Source organism: Brachybacterium sp. AG952, from assembly GCF_004362645.1.
GTDB lineage: Bacteria > Actinomycetota > Actinomycetes > Actinomycetales > Dermabacteraceae > Brachybacterium > Brachybacterium conglomeratum.
Genome location: NZ_SNXV01000006.1, coordinates 209,531 through 229,514 on the forward strand (window position 1 = coordinate 209,531; position 19,984 = coordinate 229,514).

Consider the following 19,984-nt stretch of genomic DNA (forward strand, 5'->3'; position numbering starts at 1 on the left):
CCTCAGAAGATCAGGCCGGTGACGATCGCCAGCAGCGCGAGGATCTCGGTGAACGCCACACCGATCAGCATGGTGGTCTGCAGCTGCGAGCGCATCTCGGGCTGACGGGCCTGCGCCTCGGCGGTCTTGCCGACGAGGATGCCGAGGCCGATGCCCGGGCCGATCGCGGCGAGGCCGTATCCGAGGGTCGCGATGTTGCCGGTCACCTCAGCGAGGATGGTGGACTCCATGGGGTGTTTCCTTTCGTTGTGCCGCGCTGGGGGCGACGATCAGGTTCTTGGGGGTCGGGAAGGTCGGGGACCGCTCGGCGGGGCCGGGTGACCTGCCGCCGCAGCGGGGGTCAGTGCTCGTCGGAGGTGGCGAGCTGGATGTACACGGCGGTCAGCATCGTGAAGATGAAGGCCTGCAGCGCGGCCACGAAGATCTCGAATCCGTAGATCCCGATCGCCATCGCGCCGGCGAAGGGCGAGATCGCGATCAGCCAGTCGCCCGAGAACAGCAGCGCGTGGGTCATGCCGATGAACACCACGATCATCATGTGCCCGGCGACCATGTTCGCCAGCAGTCGGATGGTCAGTGAGGCCCAGCGGATCACGACGACCTGGAGCAGCTCGATCGGGATCAGCAGGATGTAGATCGGCCACGGGATGCCGGGGGGCATCGTCTCGGCGCGGAGGTAGCCGAGGAAGCCGTGCTTGCGGATGCCGGCGCCCACGTAGGTCACGAACGTCCACAGCGCCATCAGCAACGGCAGGCCGATGACCGAGGTCCCGGCGAGGTTGAGGCCGGGGACGACTCCGGCGAGGTTCATCGACAGGATGAACACGAACATCGTGATCAGCATCGGGGCGAAGCGCTTGCCGTCCTTCAGGCCCAGCGTGTTCGCGATGATGTTGTTGTTGACGAAGTCGATGACGAGCTCGACCGCACTCTGGACCCGGCCGGGGACCAGCTTTGCGCGCGAGGCGACGATGCACATGAAGATGAGCACGGCCGCGAGCACGATGAGACGCACGAGCTGGACCCGGTTGAACTCGAAGACGGTGCCTTCGAAGAGGATCGCGTCGGGGAAGAACTCACCCAGCGTCGGGATGTGGAAGAACGAGTCGTCCTCGGCGTGCAGCGTGGGGCTGAGGTCTGCGGTGTTCAGCTCGATCTCCCGTGGTCTGGGGCCGACAGCGGGGTGCCGTGCCTCGGTGTCATTCTCGATCGGTGCCGTCCCGGATGCGGCCTCCATGGTGTCCAACGATGGACGTGGACGGGGCGGCCCGGCTGGTCGATCAGTGCTCGGCCCGCTCCCGGTTATGCACCGTGATCAGCGCTCGAACACCTCGTGAAGCATAACAGAGGATCGCCTTCCGGCCTGGGTCCTAGGAGTGCTCGTCGGGGCTCCCGGCAGGGTCCACATCGAGCGGCTGCCGAGTGCGGGCCAGCACCACGGCCTCGATGAGGACGGCCGAGACCGCACCGACCAGCAGTGCGAGCCCGATCCATGTGCTCGAGACGGAGTCGACGTCCCTGACCAGCAGTAGGACCAGGATCACAGCGAACATCTTGACCGCCCAGGAGCCCAGCACGGTCGCGGCCATGCTCACCGGGGTGAGGCGGGGCCCGGCGAAGGTGATCGCGACGGTCGGGAGGACGATCGCCAGGGTGAGCCCGGTGCCCACCAGCGCGCCGAGCAGGGCGGCGCTCTCGGGGCGGATCGCCGCGATCGCGAGCAGGACGAGATCGGCGACCAGGCCGACGCCGGCGGCGATCAGCGTCGCTCGCTGCATGGAGCGGTCGCTCGCGGCGCGCCGCGGGGAGCGCGGGCTCGAGGAGGCGGGGGTCTCAGGCTGAGCGGGCATCGGAGTCCTTCCGGTGGCGGCCGGGCCGCCATCTGAGCGGGTCGAAGGTGAGCAGGACGGCCAGGAGCATCCCGATCGCCCAGAAGATCCCGACCACGTGCCGCGGGGCCATCAGCGGGAGCAGCAGGCCCACGCAGATCACGATCGTCCAGGTGTACATGATCAGCACCGCGGTGCGCTTGGAGTGCCCCAGGCCCAGCAGGCGGTGGTGCAGGTGCGCCTTGTCGGCGTGGAAGGGGGACTTCCCCGAGCCGATCCGTCGCACCACGGCGAGGCCGAAGTCGAGGATGGGGATCACCATCACGCCGATCGGCAGCAGGATCGGCAGGAACTGACCGAAGAAGTCTGCGCCGGAGAGGGTCACGGGGTCGACCTGGCCGGTGACGGCGATCGTGGAGGCCGCGAGCAGCAGGCCCAGCAGCATCGAGCCCGAGTCCCCCATGAAGATCCGGGCTCGCGTGAGGTTGTGCGGCAGGAAGCCCAGACAGGCCCCGATCATCACGGCGGTCAGCAGCGCGGCGAGCGAGGAGTAGTCGGAGGCCGAGGTGTCGCGCGTGAGCATGTACGCGTAGTAGAAGAAGGCGGAGCCGCCGATCGCCATCACGCCGGCGGCGAGGCCGTCCAGGCCGTCGACGAAGTTCACGGCGTTCATGCTGACCACCACCACGAGGACCGTGAGGATCAGCGCCGCGCGCCCCGACAGGACGGTCATGCCGTTGATCGGGAGGGTCACCAGGCTCACCCCCTGCCAGGCGAGCAGCAGCGCGGCGAGCACCTGGCCGGCGAGCTTGGTCATCCAGTCGAGGTCCCAGCGGTCGTCGGCCGCGCCGAGCAGACACACCAGCGCCGCGGCCGAGAGAATGGCCCAGGGCTGGCGGGAATCGTGGAAGAGCCCTTCGAGGAAGGGCACGTTGCTCGCGATCAGCATCGCGGCGACCACGCCGGTGAGCATCGCCAGCCCTCCCAGGCGCGGGGTGACGGCGTCGTGAACGTCGCGCTCCCGCACCGCGGTCATCGCCCCGGCGCGCCGGGCCAGCAGCCGCACCGCGGGCGTCACCAGGAAGGTGACCGCCGCCGCGAGCAGCAGCAGGAACAGGTAGATCCTCACCCGGGCATGTGCTCCGGGCGGGCGGGGCCGTCGTCCGGCCGGTCCTCCGGCGCGGCGGCCGTCGACCCGGAGGTCGAGGGCTCGGAGACCGGGGACCCGGAGTCCGATCCGGCGGTCGAGGCCTCAGCGGTCGAGGGCTCGGAGGTGGAGGGCGCGACGTCCGACGGCGCGGCGGCGTCCTCGCCGGGAGCGGCCAGCGGCGTCTCGGCCGGGCCCTGCGGGACGCTCTCGAGCTCGGGCTCGGAGGGCAGGTCGAGGACGGAGGGGGCGTCCCCGTCGGCCTCGCCGGCGGGTGCGGCGTCGGAGGCGCTCTCGGCGCTCTCCGTCGAGGTCCCGGGCTCGCCGTCCTCGCCCTGCTCCCCTGCCGCGTCCTCGGCCTCCTCCTCGGAGGGCTCGGGCTCGGGGGCGGTGAAGATGTCGCCGACCACGTCGATGATCTGCTGCTTCGTGATGGCGCCCTCGCGCACGATCTCGGCGGGCGTGACGGTGGCGTCGAGGATCGTGGAGCTCGCGCCGATCCGGGCGGCGCCCCCGTCGAGGTACACCTCGACCGCGTCGCCGAGCTGGGTCGCGGCGTCGAGCACGGAGGTCGCCGCCGGCTTGCCGTGGCGGTTCGCGCTGGAGACGGCGAGCGGGCCGGTGCGGCGCAGCAGCTCGAGCGCGGTCTCGTCCTCCGGCATGCGCAGCGCGACGGTGCCGCGGGTCTCGCCCAGGTCCCAGGTGAGCGAGGGCTGGGCGGTGAGGATGATGGTCAGCGCACCGGGCCAGAGCGCCTCGGCGAGGTCCTCGACGTACTCGGGCAGGTCCGTCGCCAGCGCCATCAGCACGGCGTGGTCGCCGATCAGCACGGGCGGCGGGGTGTCGCGGCCGCGGCCCTTCGCCTCGAGCAGGTCCTGCACGGCCTGCGGGGTGAACGCATCGGCGCCGATCCCATAGACGGTGTCGGTCGGCAGGACGATGAGACCACCGCCCCGCACGGCGTCGACGGCGGCGGCGAGGGCGTCCTCGCGGGTCTCTGGGTTCTGGGTGTCGTGCACGCTCACCGTGACAGTCTCCCACGTCCGTCCTGCGACTCCGATGCACGACGGCGCGCGATCAGGAAACGGTCGCGTCCGGTGAGGTCGGGGGCCGTGAGGATCCCCTCGAAGCCGCCGTGGTCGCGGGCAAGGGCGCGCGTCGCCCCGCCCTGCACGTCGGCGTGCTCCATCACGAGCAGGCCGCCGGGTCGCAGCAGCCGCGCCGCCCAGGCCACGACGGCGCGCGGGACCGCGAGACCGTCCTCTCCCCCGCCGAAGAGGGCGCGGTGCGGGTCGTGCGCGAGGACCTCGGGGTCCTGGGGCACGGCGCCGGCGGGGATGTAGGGCGGGTTCGAGAGCACGGCGTCGACGGGGGCCGCCGCGGCGAGCTCCGGGACCTCCCCCAGCAGGTCGGCGTGCAGCACCCGGCCGCGGCCGGGACCGGCGAGCTCGAGGTTCTCGGCGGCGAGCTCCGCGGCGGCGCCGTCGACCTCGACCGCCAGGACGCGGGCGCCGGGCAGCTCGTCGAGCACGGCCGCGCCGAGCGCGCCGCTGCCGGTGCAGAGGTCCACGATCTGCTCGAGCGGGCCGCTCGCGTGCTCGAGCAGCAGGTCCAGGGCGAGCTCCGTCTCCGGCCGCGGGATGAACACGCCGGGGCGCACCCGCAGCTCGAGGCGGCGGAACGGGGCGCGGCCGAGGATCAGCTGCAGCGGCTCGCGCGCCTCACGCCGTGCGGTCGCGGCCTCGAGGCGCGCGTCGAAGTCCTCCGGGATCTCGTCGAGCAGGACGAGCGGCCGGTCCGTGCGTGCGGCGTGGGCGATCAGCGCCCGGGCGTCGACGCTCGGCGAGGGGACGCCCGCCGCGCCGAGGCGCGCGGTGGTCCCGGCGAGGGCGGCGCGCAGGCGGAGGCGCGTCCGTCCTCCGGGGGTCCCTCCCCCGGGAGCCTCTCCACCAGGTGCCCGGCCGCCGGGGCTCCCGCCGTCGGCCCGGGTCTGCTCGGCGCCCTCCGCCGTGCCGTTCATGCCGGGTCCTCCGTGCCCTCGCGGGCCGCCTCGGCCAGCCGGGCCTCGCGCTCGGCGCGGCGGGAGGAGTCGATCAGGTCGCCGAGGTCGCCGGCGAGGACCTGCGCGAGGTTGTTCGCCTTGTAGCCGGTGCGGTGGTCGGCGACCCGCGACTCGGGGAAGTTGTAGGTGCGGATCCGCTCGCTGCGGTCGACGGTGCGCACCTGGGAGCGGCGCGCGGCGGAGGAGGCCGCCTCCTGCTCGGCGCGGCGCGCGTCCAGCAGCCGGGTGCGCAGGATCCGTAGGGCCTGCTCGCGGTTCTGCAGCTGGCTCTTCTGGTCCTGGCAGGAGACCACCAGTCCCGTGGGCACGTGCGTGATCCGCACGGCGGAGTCGGTGGTGTTCACGCTCTGGCCGCCGGGGCCGGAGGAGCGGAAGACGTCGATGCGCAGGTTCGCGGGCGCCATCGCCTCGGCCAGCAGCTCGGACTCGTCGGTCTCGTCGGCCTCGGGCAGCACCAGCACGCCGACGGCGGAGGTGTGGATGCGGCCCTGGGACTCGGTGACCGGGACCCGCTGGACGCGGTGGACCCCGGCCTCGTGCTTGAGGTGCGCGTAGACGCCCTCTCCCGGTGCGCTGGCGCCACGGGCGGCGATCGCGACGGTGACGTCCTTCAGACCGCCGAGCTCGGTCTCGGAGGAGGTCAGCACCTCGGTGCGCCAGCCGCGGGCGTCCGCGAAGGAGCGGTACATCCGCAGCATCTCGGCGGCGAACAGCGCGGACTCCTCGCCGCCGGCGCCGGCCTTGATCTCCAGGATCACGTCGCGGGAGTCGTCGGGGTCGCGGGGGGCGAGCAGGTCCTCGAGGTGCGCGCGCTCGGTCCGGAGGCACTCGGCGAGCCGTTCGGTCTCGGCGGCGAGCTCCTCGTCGTCCTCCCCCAGCTCGGCGAGCTCACGGGCGGTGGCGAGATTATCGGCCGTGGAGGACACGCGGCCCGCGGCCTCCAGGATCCCCTCGAGCTCCGCATAGCGTCGGCCGACGCGACGGGCCCGGGCCGGGTCGTCGTGCAGCGTCGGGTCCGCCATCGATGCCTGCAGGGAGGCGTGCTCCCGCCGCAGGGTCGCCAGTCGGTCGCCGTCCTCGTGCTCGCTCATCCGTGCTCCTCCCCGGTTCCTGCAGATCCCGCCTGCACGCGACGACGCCGGTGCACGCCCTGGGGCGCGCACCGGCGTCGGAGACCTGCTGTGCGTGGATCAGGCCGCGCAGGCGGCCGTGACCCTCGCCGCTGACACTCCGGTCAGGAGTTCTTCTTGCCGTAGCGGGCCTGGAAGCGGGCGACGCGGCCGCCGGTGTCCAGGATCTTCTGCTTGCCGGTGTAGAAGGGGTGGCACGCGGAGCAGACCTCGGTGCTGATGGCGCCGTCGGTCTTGGTGCTGCGGGTGGTGAACGTGTTGCCGCAGGTGCAGGTCACCTGGGTCTCGACGTATGCGGGGTGGATGTCAGCCTTCATGTCTCTCCTTGCTCGGGGTCGCTGGGTCGGTGCCCGGCGGGCGCCGTGAACCAGAACCGACGTCACAGTCTGCCACGCCGGGGCGGGGCGGGGCGAGGGCTCGCGGTGCGGCGTGCGCAACATCGCAGCAGCCGACGGCGGATGCGCCCGTCGGGCGCGGCCCCCGCCCTGCAGACCCGCCCACGGGGCGCTCAGGTCGACTCGCGCACCACGAGCCGGTAGTCGACCCGGCGGTGGGCCTCCTCGCCCCGCAGCGGCACCGTACCCTCGAGCATCCCGGCGACCAGCTCGACGGCCTCCCGGGCGACGCGGTCGATGTCCAGGGCGAGCGTGGTCAGCTCCGGGGAGACCAGGGTCGAGATCTCGAGGCCGTCCACCCCGGTCACGCGCACCCGGGAGGGCACCTCGATGCCGGAGCGGCGCAGGGCGCGCAGCATCCGCACGGCGAGCTCGTCGTTGAAGGCGACCAGCGCGTCGGTGCCCCCTGCGAGGAGCTCCGGCAGCGCCTCCTCGTGCCCCTCGTGGGGGTGGACGGTGCGCACGGGCACCTCCCCGCCCGGGGCGAGGCCCGACAGGGCGCCGACGAGGGCGCGGGTGCGCTCGTCGGTCTCCTTCGTGCCGTGGTCGAGCACGACGGGGCGCCGCACGCCCCGCTCCCGCAGGTGCGCGGCGAGGTCCGCCATCGCCTCCGTGCGCGGCAGCTCGAGCACGCCGGCCTGGTCGATCTGCTCGGGCGTGCCGTCGACCTGCACGATCGGCATGCCGCCGCCGCGGATCCCGGCGGTCGCCACGCCGTAGCCGACCAGCGCGTCCACGCGACGTGAGAGGTCCGCGGCGACCTTCTCGGGCTGCGGGGCGTCGCCCGCCTCGGCCAGGACGACGTTCCAGCCGTGCGGGGCGCAGGCGCGCACCACAGCCGCACCGAGCTCCGCGTAGTAGGTGTTCGAGAGCCGGCCGACGACGAGACCGAGCGTCGTCGGTCCCTGCTCGACCAGTCCCCGCCCGAAGCGGGAGGGCCGGTAGTTCAGCTCCTTCGCGGCGGCGAGCACCCTCTCGCGAGTCTCGCCGCTGATGCCGGGCATGTCGTTCAGCGCCCGCGAGACCGTCTGCCGCGAGACCCCGGCGCGGGCGGCGACGTCGATGATCGTCGCCCGCCGGCCCTGCCTGCTCATCGGGACGGGGAGCGCAGGTCGAGCCAGGCCATCTCCTGGGCGCTGAGCTGGACGCCGAGTCCGAGGGTCGAGGAGCGCATCTCGCCGATGCTGCGCGGCCCGAACAGGGCGAAGGTCGGGAACTGCTGGTGCAGCACGAAGGCGAGCGCGATCGCGGTGGCGGGCACGCCGCGCTCGGCGCCGAGCTCCTCCGCGCGGGCGAGGCGCTCGAAGTTCTCGTCGCTGTAGTAGCAGCGCACGAGCTCGGCGTCCGAGCGGTCCTCGGGGTGGGCGCGGCCGGTGAAGAAGCCCCTGGCCTGGGAGGACCAGGGCAGGAGGGCGATGCCCCGCTCCTCGAGCCAGGCCTTGGAGTCCGGATCGGTGGCGTGCACGCAGCCCGCCCACGGCACGTCCAGCGCCTCGGCGAGGCCGAAGTGGTTCGAGAGGATGGTGAAGCCCGTGCGGCCGTTGGCCTTCGCGTAGGCGTTGGCCTCGTCGACCCGCTCCGGGGTCCAGTTCGAGCCGCCGTAGGCGCGGATCCGGCCCGCGCGCAGGTGCTCGTCCATGACGTCCACGAACTCGCCGACGGGGATGTCGGTGTTGTCGCGGTGCATCATGTACAGGTCCGCGTAGTCGGTGCCCTGCCTCTCGAGGGACTCCTCGAGCTGGCGGGTGAGGGACTCCGGATCGCAGTACGGGGTGTGCGCGCCCTTGGTGATCATCACGACGTCCTCGCGCACGCCGCGATTGCGGATCCACTGCCCCACGAGCTTCTCGATGTACCCGCCGCCGTAGATGTAGGCGGTGTCGAAGGTGGTGCCGCCCATCTCGAAGAAGGCGTCGAACATCGCCGAGGCGTGGGTGAGGTTCGTCTGGTTGTCGCAGCCCATCACGAGGCGGGAGACCTGCTTGCCCACGCCCGGGATGCTGCCGTAGGCCATGGGCACCCCGGCGCCGGTGGGCACGCTGCCGGCCTGCAGCGGCCGGCCGGTGAGGGTGGGAATGTCGGCGGTGTCGGCCTCGAAGGGGAAGCGCAGCGAGAGCTCCTCGCGCCAGGCGTCCAGGGCCCGGGCCTGGCCGAGGGAGCTCTCGGCGGTGAGCTCGGGGACCTCACCGCCCTCGCGGGCCGCGCGGACGAGCGCATCGGCCTCCAGCGCGTAGGCGGAGGCGCGGGGGATCTCGAGCCGGCGCGGCTCCTCCCCCACCACATCGAGCTCGATCACCTGCTCCTCGCCGAGACCCCACGGGTCCGACAGGCGGATCACGCCGCGGGAGCCGGTGATCGTCGCGGACTGCGGATCGGCCAGGCGCACGCCGGTGCGCAGGGAGGCGGTCGCGCCGCCGGGGAAGCTCAGCTCGGCGACGGCCCATTCGTCGACCCCGGTCTCCCCGATCGTGCCGCGGCCGGTGAGCGAGGCGGGCTCGACGGAGGGACGGCCCACGGCGGCGCCGGCCACGAAGCGGGCGAGCGAGAGCGGGTAGCAGCCCACGTCGAGGATCCCGCCGCCGGCAGTGGCGGTGTCGAAGAGGCGGCCGCTGCGGGATCCGGTGTCGAAGGCGAAGGAGGCGTCGACGTGGACGAGCTCGCCGATCGCGCCCTCGGCCACGAGCTCGAGGACCCGCACGGTCTGGGGGTGGAAGCGGTACATGTACGCCTCGAGCAGCACCTTCCCGGAGCGGGCGGCGAGGTCGAGCAGCGCCATGGTGGTGCCGGAGTTCGGGGTCAGCGGCTTCTCGACGAGCACGTGCTTGCCGGCCTCGAGGGCGGCGGCGGCGAGACGGGCGTGGCCGGTGTGCACGGTGGAGACGTAGACGGCGTCGACCTCGTCGCTGGCGAGGACCTGCTCGTAGTCGCCCACGAGCGCGGGCCCCTCGAGCGCGAACTCCTCCGCGAAGGCGCGGGCCCGCTCGGGCGAGCTGCTGCCGACGGCGACGAGGACGCCCTCGGCCGAGTCGGGCAGCTGGGAGGCGAAGCGGCGGGCGATCGCCCCGGGGCCGAGGACGGCCCAGCGGAACGGGGTGGAGGAGGTGCTCATGGGGCGGGATCCTTCGATGGGGGCGGGCGTCGTCGGCCGTGGACGCTCGGCGACGCGACCTGGAGGGCCCGCTCGTCGTGAACGTTCACCATCCCTTACGGTAGCCGCTCCGACGACCGGTCACAAGCGCTTCCCCGGAGCTCGCCGGATCGGATGCGCCCGTCCCCGCCGGGACGGCGCGCCCCGGAACGACCGCTCACGCACGGACGGGCCGGGACCGCTGCGCAGGGCAGCGCTCCCGGCCCGTCCGTCGGCCGTGGCGGCAGCGGGATCATTCGCCGCTGCGCGCCCCCACGCTCGGGGTGTTCTTCTGGACCGTCATGAGGAACTCGGTGTTGGACTGGGTCTTCTTGACCCGCTCCAGCAGCAGCTCGAGCGCCTGCTGCTGCTCAAGGGCGCCGAGGACCCGGCGCAGCTTCCACATGATCGAGAGCTCGTCCTTGCCCATCAGCACCTCCTCGCGGCGGGTGCCGGAGGCGTTGACGTCCACCGCCGGGAAGATCCGCTTGTCGGCGAGGTGGCGGGACAGGCGCAGCTCCATGTTGCCGGTGCCCTTGAACTCCTCGAAGATCACCTCGTCCATCTTCGAGCCGGTCTCCACCAGCGCCGAGGCGAGGATGGTGAGCGAGCCGCCGTGCTCGATGTTGCGCGCCGCGCCGAAGAAGCGCTTGGGCGGGTACAGCGCCGAGGCGTCCACGCCGCCGGAGAGGATCCGACCGGAGGCCGGGGCCGCGAGGTTGTAGGCGCGGGAGAGGCGGGTGAGCGAGTCCAGCAGCACCACGACGTCCTTGCCCAGCTCCACCAGGCGCTTCGCGCGCTCGATCGCGAGCTCGGCGACGATGGTGTGGTCCGAGGCGGGGCGGTCGAAGGTCGAGGCGATGACCTCGCCCTTGACCGTGCGCTGCATGTCGGTGACCTCCTCGGGGCGCTCGTCGACGAGCACGACCATGAGGTGGACCTCGGGGTTGTTCGCGGTGATCGCGTTGGCGATCTGCTGCATGATGATCGTCTTGCCGGCCTTCGGGGGCGCGACGATGAGGCCGCGCTGGCCCTTGCCGATCGGCGAGACGAGGTCGATGATCCGCGGTGCGACGGAGTTCTGCGCGGTCTCCAGGCGCAGGCGCTCGTCCGGGTACAGCGGGGTGAGCTTGGAGAAGTCCACCCGCTGGCGGGCCCGCTCGACGGGCATGCCGCTGACGGTGTCGACCTGCACGAGCGCGGCGAACTTGCCCTGGTTCTGGCCGCCCTTGCCGCGGCGGTTGCGGCCGCCGCCGTGGTGCTGGACCTGCTCGACGCGCTGCTCCTCGCCCTCGCGGGGAGCCTTGACCTGGCCGGTCACAGCATCGCCCTTGCGCAGGCCGTACTTGCGGACCTGGTTCATCGTGACTTGGACGTCGCTCGGGCCGGGCAGGTAGCCGGTGGTGCGCACGTAGGCGTGGTTGTCGCGGATGTCGAGGATGCCCGCGATGGTCATCAGCTCGTCGCCCTCGCGGACCTCGTTGTCGTCCTGCGAGCCCTGACCGCCCTGCTGGTTCTGGCCGCCCTGACCGCCCTGCTCGCCGCCGCGGCCGCGGCGCTTGCGGTCGCGCGAGCGGCTGCGGCTGCGCGAGCGACCGCGGCGGTCGTCGTCGTAGCCGTCGCCGCCCTGGCCGTCCTGCTGCTCGCCCGATCGGTCGGGAAGCTCGATGTCCTCGAGGCGGCGGCGCGGGGACCCGCCCTGCTCGTTGTTCCGGCCGCGGTTCTGCTGACCGTCGCGGTTCTGCTGGCCGTCGCGGTTCTGCTGCTCGCCGCGGCCCTGGCCACCGCGCTGCTGCTGGTCGCGATTCTGCTGGTCGCGGTTCTGCTGGTCGCGGTTCTGCTGGTCGCGGTTCTGCTGGTCACGACCCTGCTGGTCGCGGTTCTGCTGGTCACGACCCTGCTGGTCGCGACCCTGCTGGTCGCGTCCGCCCTGGTCCTGCTGGTCACCGCGGCGGCCGCGGCCGCCCTGCTGCGTGCCCGAGTCCTCGCGGGCGGCGCTGCGGTCGGGCAGCTCGATGCCCAGATCGGGGGCGGTCGCCTCGGGGACGGAGGCCTCGCGGGTGCTGCGCGAGCGGGAGCGGGTGCGGGGACGCTCGGAGGCCGCGTCGGACGAGCCGGCGGCCTCGGGAGCGGAGGAGGCGGCATCGGCGGGCGCCGAGGCGGCGGACGTCGCCGCTGACGACGTGGGAGCGGTGGGCTCCGCGGCGGGCGCCGGGGCGCTCTGAGCAGGGGCGGAGGCGCCGGCCGAGGCAGGGACCGCTCCCCCACGGAGCGCCTCGATCAGCTCGCCCTTGCGCAGTCGCCGGGCCCCCTTGATGCCGCGCTCGGCGGCCATGGCCTGCAGCTCGGGGAGCTTCTTCGCCGCGAGATCCGCGCCGGAGGTGGTGTCGTTCACCCGGGTTCCTTCCTGTCGAACCGGCCGCGCCGGTTCATGTCTGGTCTGGATGCCGCTCAGGGCCGGGGAACGTGCCCGGGCGCTGCGGCGGCGGGTCCGTGCAGGGGGTTCGTCCGCGGTGCGGGGCATCCGCGACCGACCTGCCGGTGTGCTTCGGGGTGCGTCGAGGGCGGCGAACGGACCCATGGGGCATCTCGACGAGGAGATGCGGGGACCGTGCGCGGCGCTGCTCGGAGAGACAGCTCAGCGAGCACATCGGGGGCGCGGAGATCTGCGCAGAGGATCCCCCGAGGGGACCATGGTGCAGGGATCAGCGTCGTGCGATGTCGCCTGGACGCAGGGTCAACCTACCACAGGGGCCGAGGACTGCTCACGCAGCGCCACCTCGGCGATCCGCCAGCCCGCGGGATCGCGGACGAAGCGGCGCACCAGCGGTGCGAGCTCGCGGCGGCTGCCCGCCATCACGAGCACGGAGGGGCCGGCGCCCGAGACCACCGCGGGATGCCCCTCCTGGCGCAGCACCCTCATCAGCTCGACGCTCTCCGGCATGCCGGGGGCGCGCTGCTCCTGGTGGAGCCGGTCCTCGGTCGCCTCCATCAGGAGCTCCGGCGCTCCGGCCAGGGCGTGGACCAGCAGCGCGGCCCGCGAGGCGTTGAACACGGCGTCGGCGTGCGGCACCTCCGCGGGCAGCAGGCCCCGCGCCCGGTGGGTGGACAGCGTCGCGGTGGGCAGCAGCACCACGGGGCGCAGCACGTCCGCGGCGTGGTGCAGCGGCACCGCCCGCGCGAGAGGTCCCTGCATCCAGGAGAGCACCGGTCCGCCCAGCAGCGCGGGCGCGGCGTTGTCGGGATGGCCCTCGAACTCGGTGGCGAGCTGGAGCACCGTCTCGTCGTCGAGCGCCTCCGGCTCCGAGATCATCCCGCGGGCGAGCAGCAGCCCGGCCACGGTCGCCGCGGCGCTCGAGCCCAGCCCGCGGCCGTGCGGGATCCGGTTCACGGCGTGCAGGGCCAGCCCGCTCTGGGGAGCGCCGGCGTGGTCGAGGCCGCGTCGCAGGGCCCGCACCACCAGGTGCTCCTCGCCGTGGGGCACGGAGCCCGCGCCCTCTCCGTCGACGGTGATCTCGAGACCGCCGGTGGTCGCCCGGACGCTCAGCTCGTCGCACAGGTCCAGCGCCAGGCCCAGGGTGTCGAAGCCCGGGCCGAGGTTCGCGGAGGTCGCGGGGACCTGCACGGTCACCTGCGTGTGCTGGATCCTCACAGCCCGATGGCCTCCGCGGCCGCCGCGATGTCCACCGGCACCACCGTCGAGGTGAGGTCGTGCTGGGTGAGGGCGGTGTCGGTGTCCTTCAGGCCGTTGCCGGTCACGGTGATCGCGATCGTCGCACCGGCGGGCACCTGCCCGCGCTCGGCCTGCTGCAGCAGCCCGGCCACGCCCGCGGCGGAGGCCGGCTCCACGAAGATCCCCACCTCGCCGGCGAGCAGCTTCTGGGCGTCGAGGATCTGCTGGTCGGAGACCGCGTCGATCAGGCCGCCGGAGTCGTCGCGGGCCTCGACGGCCAGGTGCCAGGAGGCGGGGGCGCCGATGCGGATCGCGGTCGCGATCGTCTCGGGGTCGGCGATCGGGTGTCCGGCGACGAAGGGGGCGGCGCCCGCGGCCTGGAAGCCCCACATCGCCGGCAGCGAGTCGGTGATCCCCTTCTCGCGGTACTCCTTGTATCCCATCCAGTAGGCGGAGATGTTCCCGGCGTTGCCGACCGGCAGGACATGGATGTCCGGGGCGCGGCCCAGCGCGTCGGCGACCTCGAAGGCGGCGGTCTTCTGCCCCTGCAGCCGGAAGGGGTTCACGGAGTTCACCAGCTCGATCGGGTGCTCCGCATCGAGCTTGCGGGCGATCTCGAGGCAGTCGTCGAAGTTGCCGTCGACCTGGATCAGCTTCGCGCCGTGCACCACGGCCTGGGCGAGCTTGCCCGCGGCGATCTTGCCCTGCGGGATCAGCACCGCGCAGGTGATGCCGGCCGCTGTCGCGTAGGCCGCGGCGGAGGCGGAGGTGTTGCCGGTCGAGGCGCACACCACCGCGGTCGCGCCGTCGCTGACCGCCCGCGACATCGCCGAGACCATGCCGCGGTCCTTGAAGGAGCCGGTCGGGTTCATGCCCTCGACCTTCACGTGCACCTCGGCGCCGACGCGCTCGGAGAGCGCAGGGGCGGGGACCAGCGGGGTGCCGCCCTCCCCGAGGGTCAGCAGGGTGTCACCGTCCTCGAAGGGCAGGTGCTCGCGGTACTCGGCGAGGACGCCGCGCCACTGATGGGCCATGGGGTCAATCTCCTTCGATGCGGAGGACGGAGTCGATGCTGAGCACGGTCGCGGTCGAGGAGAACATGTCCAGCGACGCGGTCATCGCGCTCTCGAGCGCCCGGTGGGTGCTGATCCCGATGTGGGCGAGGGACTGGGAGCCCTCCTCCCGCGAGTGGAGGAGCTCCTGGTGGATCGTCGAGATCGAGATGCCGTAGCCCGAGAGGGTCCCGGCGATCTCGGCGAGCACGCCGGGACGGTCCTGCACGGTCAGCGAGATGTAGAAGGCGCTGCGCAGCTCCTCGAGCGGGACCGACTCGAGCTCTGCGTAGCGGGACTCGCGCGGCCCCACTCCCCCGTGCACGCGGGAGCGCGCCGCGGAGACGACGTCGCCGAGGATCGCCGAGGCGGTCGGCGCGCCGCCGGCGCCCTGGCCGTAGAACATCAGGGAGCCGGCCGCCTCGGCCTCGATGAACACCGCGTTGTACGCCTCGGAGACGGAGGCCAGCGGGTGGGAGTCGGGGATCAGCGCCGGGTAGACGCGGGCGGAGATCCGCTCCCCGTTCTCCTCCTCGACCCGCTCGACGATCGACAGCAGCTTGATCGTGCGGCCCATCCGCCTGGCGGCGGCGATGTCCTGCGCGGAGACGGCGGTGATGCCCTCGCAGTGCACGTCGGCCAGGCGCACCCGGGAGTGGAAGGCCAGCGACGCGAGGATCGAGGCCTTCGCCGCGGCGTCGTGGCCCTCGACGTCGGCCGTCGGATCGGCCTCGGCGTAGCCGAGCTCCTGCGCGCTCGCGAGCGCGTCGTCGAAGTCGGCGCCGGTGCGGGTCATGGCGTCGAGGATGTAGTTCGTGGTGCCGTTGACGATGCCCATCACGCGCTGGATCCGGTCCCCGGCGAGGGACTCCCGCACCGGACGGACCAGCGGGATGGCACCGGCGACGGCGGCCTCGAAGGAGAGGTCCACGCCGTGCACGTCCGCGGCCTCGTAGAGGGAGGCGCCGTCCTGGGCGAGCAGCGCCTTGTTCGCGGTGATCACGCTCGCGCCGTGCTCCATCGCCTCCAGCAGCAGGGCACGGGCCGGATCGATGCCGCCCATCACCTCGATCACGAGGTCGGCCTCTCGCACCAGGGCGCCGGGGTCGTCGGTGAGCAGCGCGGCGGGCACGTGCTCGCCGCGATCCTTGGTCCGGTCGCGCACGGCCACCCCGATGACCTCGAGGCGGGCGCCGATGCGGTGGGCGAGCTCGTCCCCCTGCTGCGCGATCAGGCGCAGCACCTCGGTGCCGACCGTGCCCGCGCCGAGCACGGCCACGCGCAGGGCGGGGAGGGAGGAGGTGTCCGGGCTCGCCGGAGGCTGCGGGACGGTCTGTGACATCTGCGAAGGGTCCTTCCACAGGGGCCGACGGGCGGGAGGGGCGGGCGTGTGCACTGTAGCCGAGGTGGCCGCGCCCGCGTGACCGCGTATGAACGCGGGCGTCCTGGTCGGGGCGGGACGGCCGGGCCGTGCGGTTCGCGGGAGGGGCGGGCTCAGCCGACGTCGAGGCCGAGCAGGTCCTCCTCCGTCTCGCGACGGATCAGGGTGCGGATCTCCCCGTCCTTCACCGCGATCACGGGCGGGCGCGGGACGTGGTTGTAGTTCGAGGCGAGCGAGTAGCAGTACGCGCCGGTGACCGGGACGGAGACCAGGTCGCCGCGGCGCACGTCGGCGGGGAGGTACTCGTCCTTGACCACGATGTCGCCGCTCTCGCAGTGCTTTCCGACCACGCGCACCACCTCGGGCTGCTCCTCGGAGACGCGGCCCGAGAGCAGGCAGGAGTAGTCCGCGTCGTACAGGGCGGTGCGGACGTTGTCGCTCATGCCGCCGTCGACGGAGACGTAGACGCGGTGGTGCGGGCCGCCCAGCCGCACGTCCTTGACGGTGCCGACGGTGTAGAGCGTCTGGGTGGAGGGGCCCGCGATCGCGCGGCCGGGCTCGAAGGAGACGTGAGGGACCTCGAGCTCGAGCTCGTGGCACTGCTTCTCCACGATCCCCGCGATCCCGCTGGCGAGGGCCTCCGGGGTCGAGGGCGTGTGCTGGGTGTTGTACATGACGCCGAAGCCGCCGCCCAGGTCGAGCTGGGTGATCGTGTGGTCGAGCTCGTCGCGCACCTGCGCGACCAGGTCCAGCACGCGCCGGGCCGCGACCTCGAAGCCGCCCGTGTCGAAGATCTGGGAGCCGATGTGGGAGTGCAGGCCGACGAGGTCGAGGTGCTCGGCGGCCAGGACCCGGCGCACGGCCTCGAAGGCCGTGCCGCCGGTGAGGGAGAGCCCGAACTTCTGGTCCTCGTGGGCGGTGGCGATGAACTCGTGGGTGTGCGCCTCCACGCCCGTGGTCACCCGCAGCATCACGGCGGCGCGCAGGCCGAGCTCGGCGGCGACCCCGTCGACCAGGTCGATCTCGTCCAGGGAGTCCACGACGATCCGGCCCACGCCCGCCTCGAGGGCGCGGCGGATCTCGGCGAGGGACTTGTTGTTGCCGTGCAGGGCGATCCGCTCGCCGGGGAAGCCGGCGCGCAGGGCGACGGCGAGCTCGCCGCCGGTGCACACGTCCAGGCCCAGGCCGTCCTCCTCGACCCAGCGGGCGACGGCGCCGCACAGGAAGGCCTTGCCCGCGTAGTACACATCGGCCCCGGCGAGGGGGCGGAAGGCCTCGGCGAATGCGTCGCGGAAGGCGCGGGCGCGGTGGCGGAAGTCGTCCTCGTCGAGCACGAAGGCGGGGGTGCCGACCTCCTCGGCGATCCGGGCGACGCTCACCCCGCCCACCTCGACCGCGCCGTCCTCGGTGCGGCGGGTGGTGCGGGACCACAGGCCGTCGATCAGGGTGTTGACGTCGCTGGGGTAGGGCAGCCACGTGGGGGCCGCGTCGTTGCCGTGGAGGGCACCGGCTTCGTGGGCGCGCATGGGGGCTCCTGGTCTCGCTCGAGCCCGCCGCACGGGCGGGCCGCGCCGTCGGCGCCCCGGAATCGTACGAGCCCGGCCCGCCCGAGCGGGCGCGGGTCCGCACCGCGAACAGCTCGCGCCGGCCCGCCCACCGTTCGGTCGGATATCGTCCGCACTGGTCGCGGGCGCATGAAGGGCCTGGTGAGGACCCAGTGCACAGTCCGGGGCGGACGGCGCGTGAGCGATCGCACTTGATAGGCTCGCAGCATCGGCGCGGGTGCCGCGGGGGCCCGTTCATGAGAGCCCGACGCGACGCTCCGCCGCCTCAGTGCTCGACCCGTGAAGGAGTACCGGTGCCCACCACCCCCACCCCCCAGGACCGCTCGCACGAGCTGGTCGTCGTCGCCAATCGCCTGCCCGTCGACTCCCGCACCCTCCCCGACGGGGCCACCGAATGGGTCACCAGCCCCGGCGGCCTGGTCACCGCGATGGAGTCGGTGATGCGCACGGTGGACTCCGGCGCCTGGGTGGGCTGGGCCGGATCACCGGGCGAGCCGCCCGCCCCCTTCGAGGCCGACGGGATGAGCCTGTACCCGGTGCGGCTCGAGCAGGAGGACGTGGAGCGCTACTACGAGGGCTACTCCAACGCGACCCTGTGGCCGCTCTACCACGACGTGATCGTCGATCCCGAGTTCCACCGCGGCTGGTGGGACTCCTATCTCGCGACGAACCGCCGCTTCGCCGACTCCGCCGCACCCGTCGCCGCCCCCGGCGGCACGATCTGGGTGCACGACTACCAGCTGCAGCTCGTGCCCCGGATGATCCGGGAGAAGCGCTCCGACGCGCGGATCGGCTTCTTCAACCACATCCCCTTCCCCTCCGTCGAGCTGTTCTCCCAGCTGCCCAAGCGCAACTCGATCCTGCGCGGGCTGCTCGGCGCGGACCTGATCGGCTTCCAGCGCGAGAGCGACTCGCTGAACTTCGTCGCCGCGGTGCGGAAGCTGCTGGGCTACCACGTGGACGGGTTGACGATCTCGGTGCCGGGCGTCGGCGCCGCCCCGATGCGGGAGGTCGAGGTGCGCACCTTCCCGATCTCGATCGACTCCTCCGCCGTCTCCGCGCTCACCGAGGACGAGGAGATCCGCGAGCGTGCGCGGGCCCTGCGCCACGACCTGGGCGACCCGGCGAAGGTGGTGCTCGGGGTGGACCGGCTCGACTACACCAAGGGCATCCGCCACCGGCTCAAGGCCTGGGGGGAGCTGCTGGACGACGGTCTGATCGATCCCCACGACACGGTGATGATCCAGGTCGCGACGCCGTCGCGGGAGCGGGTGGAGGCCTACCGGCAGCTGCGGGACGAGGTCGAGCTGACCGTCGGCCGCATCAACGGCGAGCACGCACCGCTGGGCCGACCGGCCGTGTCCTACCAGCACCACTCCTTCGATCGCCGCGAGATGACCGCGCTGTTCATGGCCGCCGACGTGGTGCTCGTCACCGCTCTGCGGGACGGCATGAACCTCGTCGCCAAGGAGTACGTCGCCTCCCGTCCGGACCTGCAGGGCGTGCTGGTGCTGAGCGAGTTCGCCGGCGCCGCGGACGAGCTGCGCGCGGCGGTCCTGGTGAACCCCCACGACATCGACGAGCTGAAGTCCGCGATCCTGCGCGCCCTGGCGATGCCCGAGGAGGAGCAGGAGGAGGCGATGCGCTCCCTGCGCCATCAGGTGATGGAGAACGACGTGCAGTCCTGGGCGCACGACTTCCTCGAGCACCTCGAGCACGCCGGGCGCGAAGCGCAGGCCGCGGTGCCCGTGGTGAGGCTGCGCGGCGACGAGCCCAGCGCACCCGAGGAGATCGACGAGGCGCTGCGCGCCTTCGCCGACGTTCCGCGCCTGCTGATCGCCTCGGACTTCGACGGTGTGCTCGCCCCGATCGTCGAGGACCGCGATGCGGTCCAGCCCGATGCCGAGGCGCTCGGCGCGCTGCGGGACCTGGCCGAGATGCCCGGCGTCGCGGTGGCGCTCGTCTCCGGCCGCGCCCTCGAGGATCTGGACCGGCACACGCAGATGCCGAGCTCCGTGGTGCTCGTCGGCTCGCACGGCGCGGAGGTCGGTGCGCTGCCGCCGTGGATGCAGGCCGAGGTGCTGGACCGCTCCGCGCTGTCGATGACACCGGAGAAGGAGGAGCTGCTCGCGACGATCACGGCGACTCTGCGCCGGATCGCACGAGCGCATCCGGGCACCGAGGTGGAGACCAAGCCCACCGCCGCGGTGCTGCACACCCGCAGCGCCCGGGGCCGAGGCGGCATCAACGCCACCGAGTCCGCGCTCGAGTACGCCACCACCCTGCCGGACGTGACCGTCACCCCCGGCAAGGAGGTCGTCGAGTTCTCGGTGGTGCACACGTCCAAGGGCGTCGCCGTCGACGCGCTCGCCCGGGCCAGCGCCTCCGACGCCTGGCTCTACCTCGGCGACGACGTGACCGACGAGTCCGTCTTCGCCGCGGCCGAGGAGCAGGACGTCACGCTGAAGGTGGGCGGCGGCGACACCGCAGCGGCCCTGCGCATCGCGGACACCGTCGCGGCGCGCGAGGTGCTGCAGCGCCTGCGGAAGCTGCGCGGCGAGCAGGGCTGAGCCCCCGGGACGACTCGAGCCGCGTCCCCGATCGGGGACGCGGCTCGGAACTC

Annotated in this window: 16 protein-coding genes; 1 reads left to right on the forward strand and 15 read right to left on the reverse strand. The window is 73.0% G+C overall.

The features are described 5' to 3' along the window. Positions 1–2 precede the first annotated feature (2 nt). The 15 genes from atpE to lysA form a co-directional block, all read right to left on the reverse strand. Positions 3–230, reverse strand: coding sequence for an ATP synthase F0 subunit C (atpE, locus tag DEU31_RS14725; protein WP_010549597.1), 228 nt, complete (start codon positions 228–230; stop codon positions 3–5). A gap of 110 nt (positions 231–340) precedes the next feature. Next, positions 341–1,237 carry a F0F1 ATP synthase subunit A gene (gene atpB / locus DEU31_RS14730; protein ID WP_010549598.1) on the reverse strand — a complete coding sequence of 299 codons (897 nt, stop codon included), beginning with the start codon at positions 1,235–1,237 and terminating at the stop codon, positions 341–343. A gap of 133 nt (positions 1,238–1,370) precedes the next feature. Further along, a complete protein-coding gene (locus DEU31_RS14735; protein ID WP_010549599.1) occupies positions 1,371–1,850 on the reverse strand; it encodes a hypothetical protein in 480 nt (159 codons plus the stop codon). Continuing rightward, entirely contained in the window at positions 1,834–2,958 is a 1,125-nt protein-coding gene (locus DEU31_RS14740; RefSeq protein ID WP_010549600.1) for an MraY family glycosyltransferase, read from the reverse strand. The genes DEU31_RS14735 and DEU31_RS14740 overlap by 17 nt, the downstream gene beginning before the upstream one ends. After that, positions 2,955–4,001, reverse strand: coding sequence for an L-threonylcarbamoyladenylate synthase (locus DEU31_RS14745; RefSeq protein ID WP_133677677.1), 1,047 nt, complete (start codon positions 3,999–4,001; stop codon positions 2,955–2,957). Before DEU31_RS14745 ends, DEU31_RS14740 begins: the two co-directional genes overlap by 4 nt. After that, on the reverse strand, positions 3,998–4,996 hold the full coding sequence (gene prmC, locus DEU31_RS14750; RefSeq protein WP_166649528.1) for a peptide chain release factor N(5)-glutamine methyltransferase: 999 nt from the start codon (positions 4,994–4,996) through the stop codon (positions 3,998–4,000). Before prmC ends, DEU31_RS14745 begins: the two co-directional genes overlap by 4 nt. Beyond that, on the reverse strand, positions 4,993–6,129 hold the full coding sequence (gene prfA, locus DEU31_RS14755) for a peptide chain release factor 1 (protein WP_133677678.1): 1,137 nt from the start codon (positions 6,127–6,129) through the stop codon (positions 4,993–4,995). Before prfA ends, prmC begins: the two co-directional genes overlap by 4 nt. A 143-nt stretch (positions 6,130–6,272) precedes the next feature. Then, the gene (gene rpmE / locus DEU31_RS14760) at positions 6,273–6,485 is read right to left on the reverse strand and encodes a 50S ribosomal protein L31 (RefSeq protein WP_010549604.1); all 213 of its coding nucleotides are present in this window, start codon (positions 6,483–6,485) and stop codon (positions 6,273–6,275) included. 191 nt (positions 6,486–6,676) lie between these two features. Then, a complete protein-coding gene (locus DEU31_RS14765) occupies positions 6,677–7,657 on the reverse strand; it encodes a LacI family DNA-binding transcriptional regulator (protein ID WP_010549605.1) in 981 nt (326 codons plus the stop codon). Next, on the reverse strand, positions 7,654–9,672 hold the full coding sequence (locus DEU31_RS14770) for an aldo/keto reductase (RefSeq protein ID WP_133677679.1): 2,019 nt from the start codon (positions 9,670–9,672) through the stop codon (positions 7,654–7,656). The genes DEU31_RS14765 and DEU31_RS14770 overlap by 4 nt, the downstream gene beginning before the upstream one ends. Positions 9,673–9,943: 271 nt before the next feature. Then, positions 9,944–12,085 carry a transcription termination factor Rho gene (rho, locus tag DEU31_RS14775; RefSeq protein WP_133677680.1) on the reverse strand — a complete coding sequence of 714 codons (2,142 nt, stop codon included), beginning with the start codon at positions 12,083–12,085 and terminating at the stop codon, positions 9,944–9,946. A gap of 342 nt (positions 12,086–12,427) precedes the next feature. Further along, entirely contained in the window at positions 12,428–13,342 is a 915-nt protein-coding gene (thrB, locus tag DEU31_RS14780; RefSeq protein WP_010549608.1) for a homoserine kinase, read from the reverse strand. Then, entirely contained in the window at positions 13,339–14,397 is a 1,059-nt protein-coding gene (thrC, locus tag DEU31_RS14785) for a threonine synthase (protein ID WP_133677681.1), read from the reverse strand. The genes thrB and thrC overlap by 4 nt, the downstream gene beginning before the upstream one ends. Positions 14,398–14,401: 4 nt before the next feature. After that, positions 14,402–15,757, reverse strand: a complete 1,356-nt coding sequence (locus DEU31_RS14790) for a homoserine dehydrogenase (RefSeq protein WP_010549610.1) — start codon at positions 15,755–15,757, stop codon at positions 14,402–14,404. Between the two features lie 152 nt (positions 15,758–15,909). Beyond that, complete coding sequence (gene lysA, locus DEU31_RS14795) at positions 15,910–17,322, reverse strand: diaminopimelate decarboxylase (protein WP_010549611.1); 1,413 nt, start codon at positions 17,320–17,322, stop codon at positions 15,910–15,912. Between the two features lie 332 nt (positions 17,323–17,654). On the opposite strand from lysA, the gene DEU31_RS14800 reads away from it, so the two are divergent. Further along, positions 17,655–19,931, forward strand: a complete 2,277-nt coding sequence (locus DEU31_RS14800; RefSeq protein WP_133677682.1) for a bifunctional alpha,alpha-trehalose-phosphate synthase (UDP-forming)/trehalose-phosphatase — start codon at positions 17,655–17,657, stop codon at positions 19,929–19,931. The last annotated feature ends 53 nt before the right edge of the window (positions 19,932–19,984 follow it).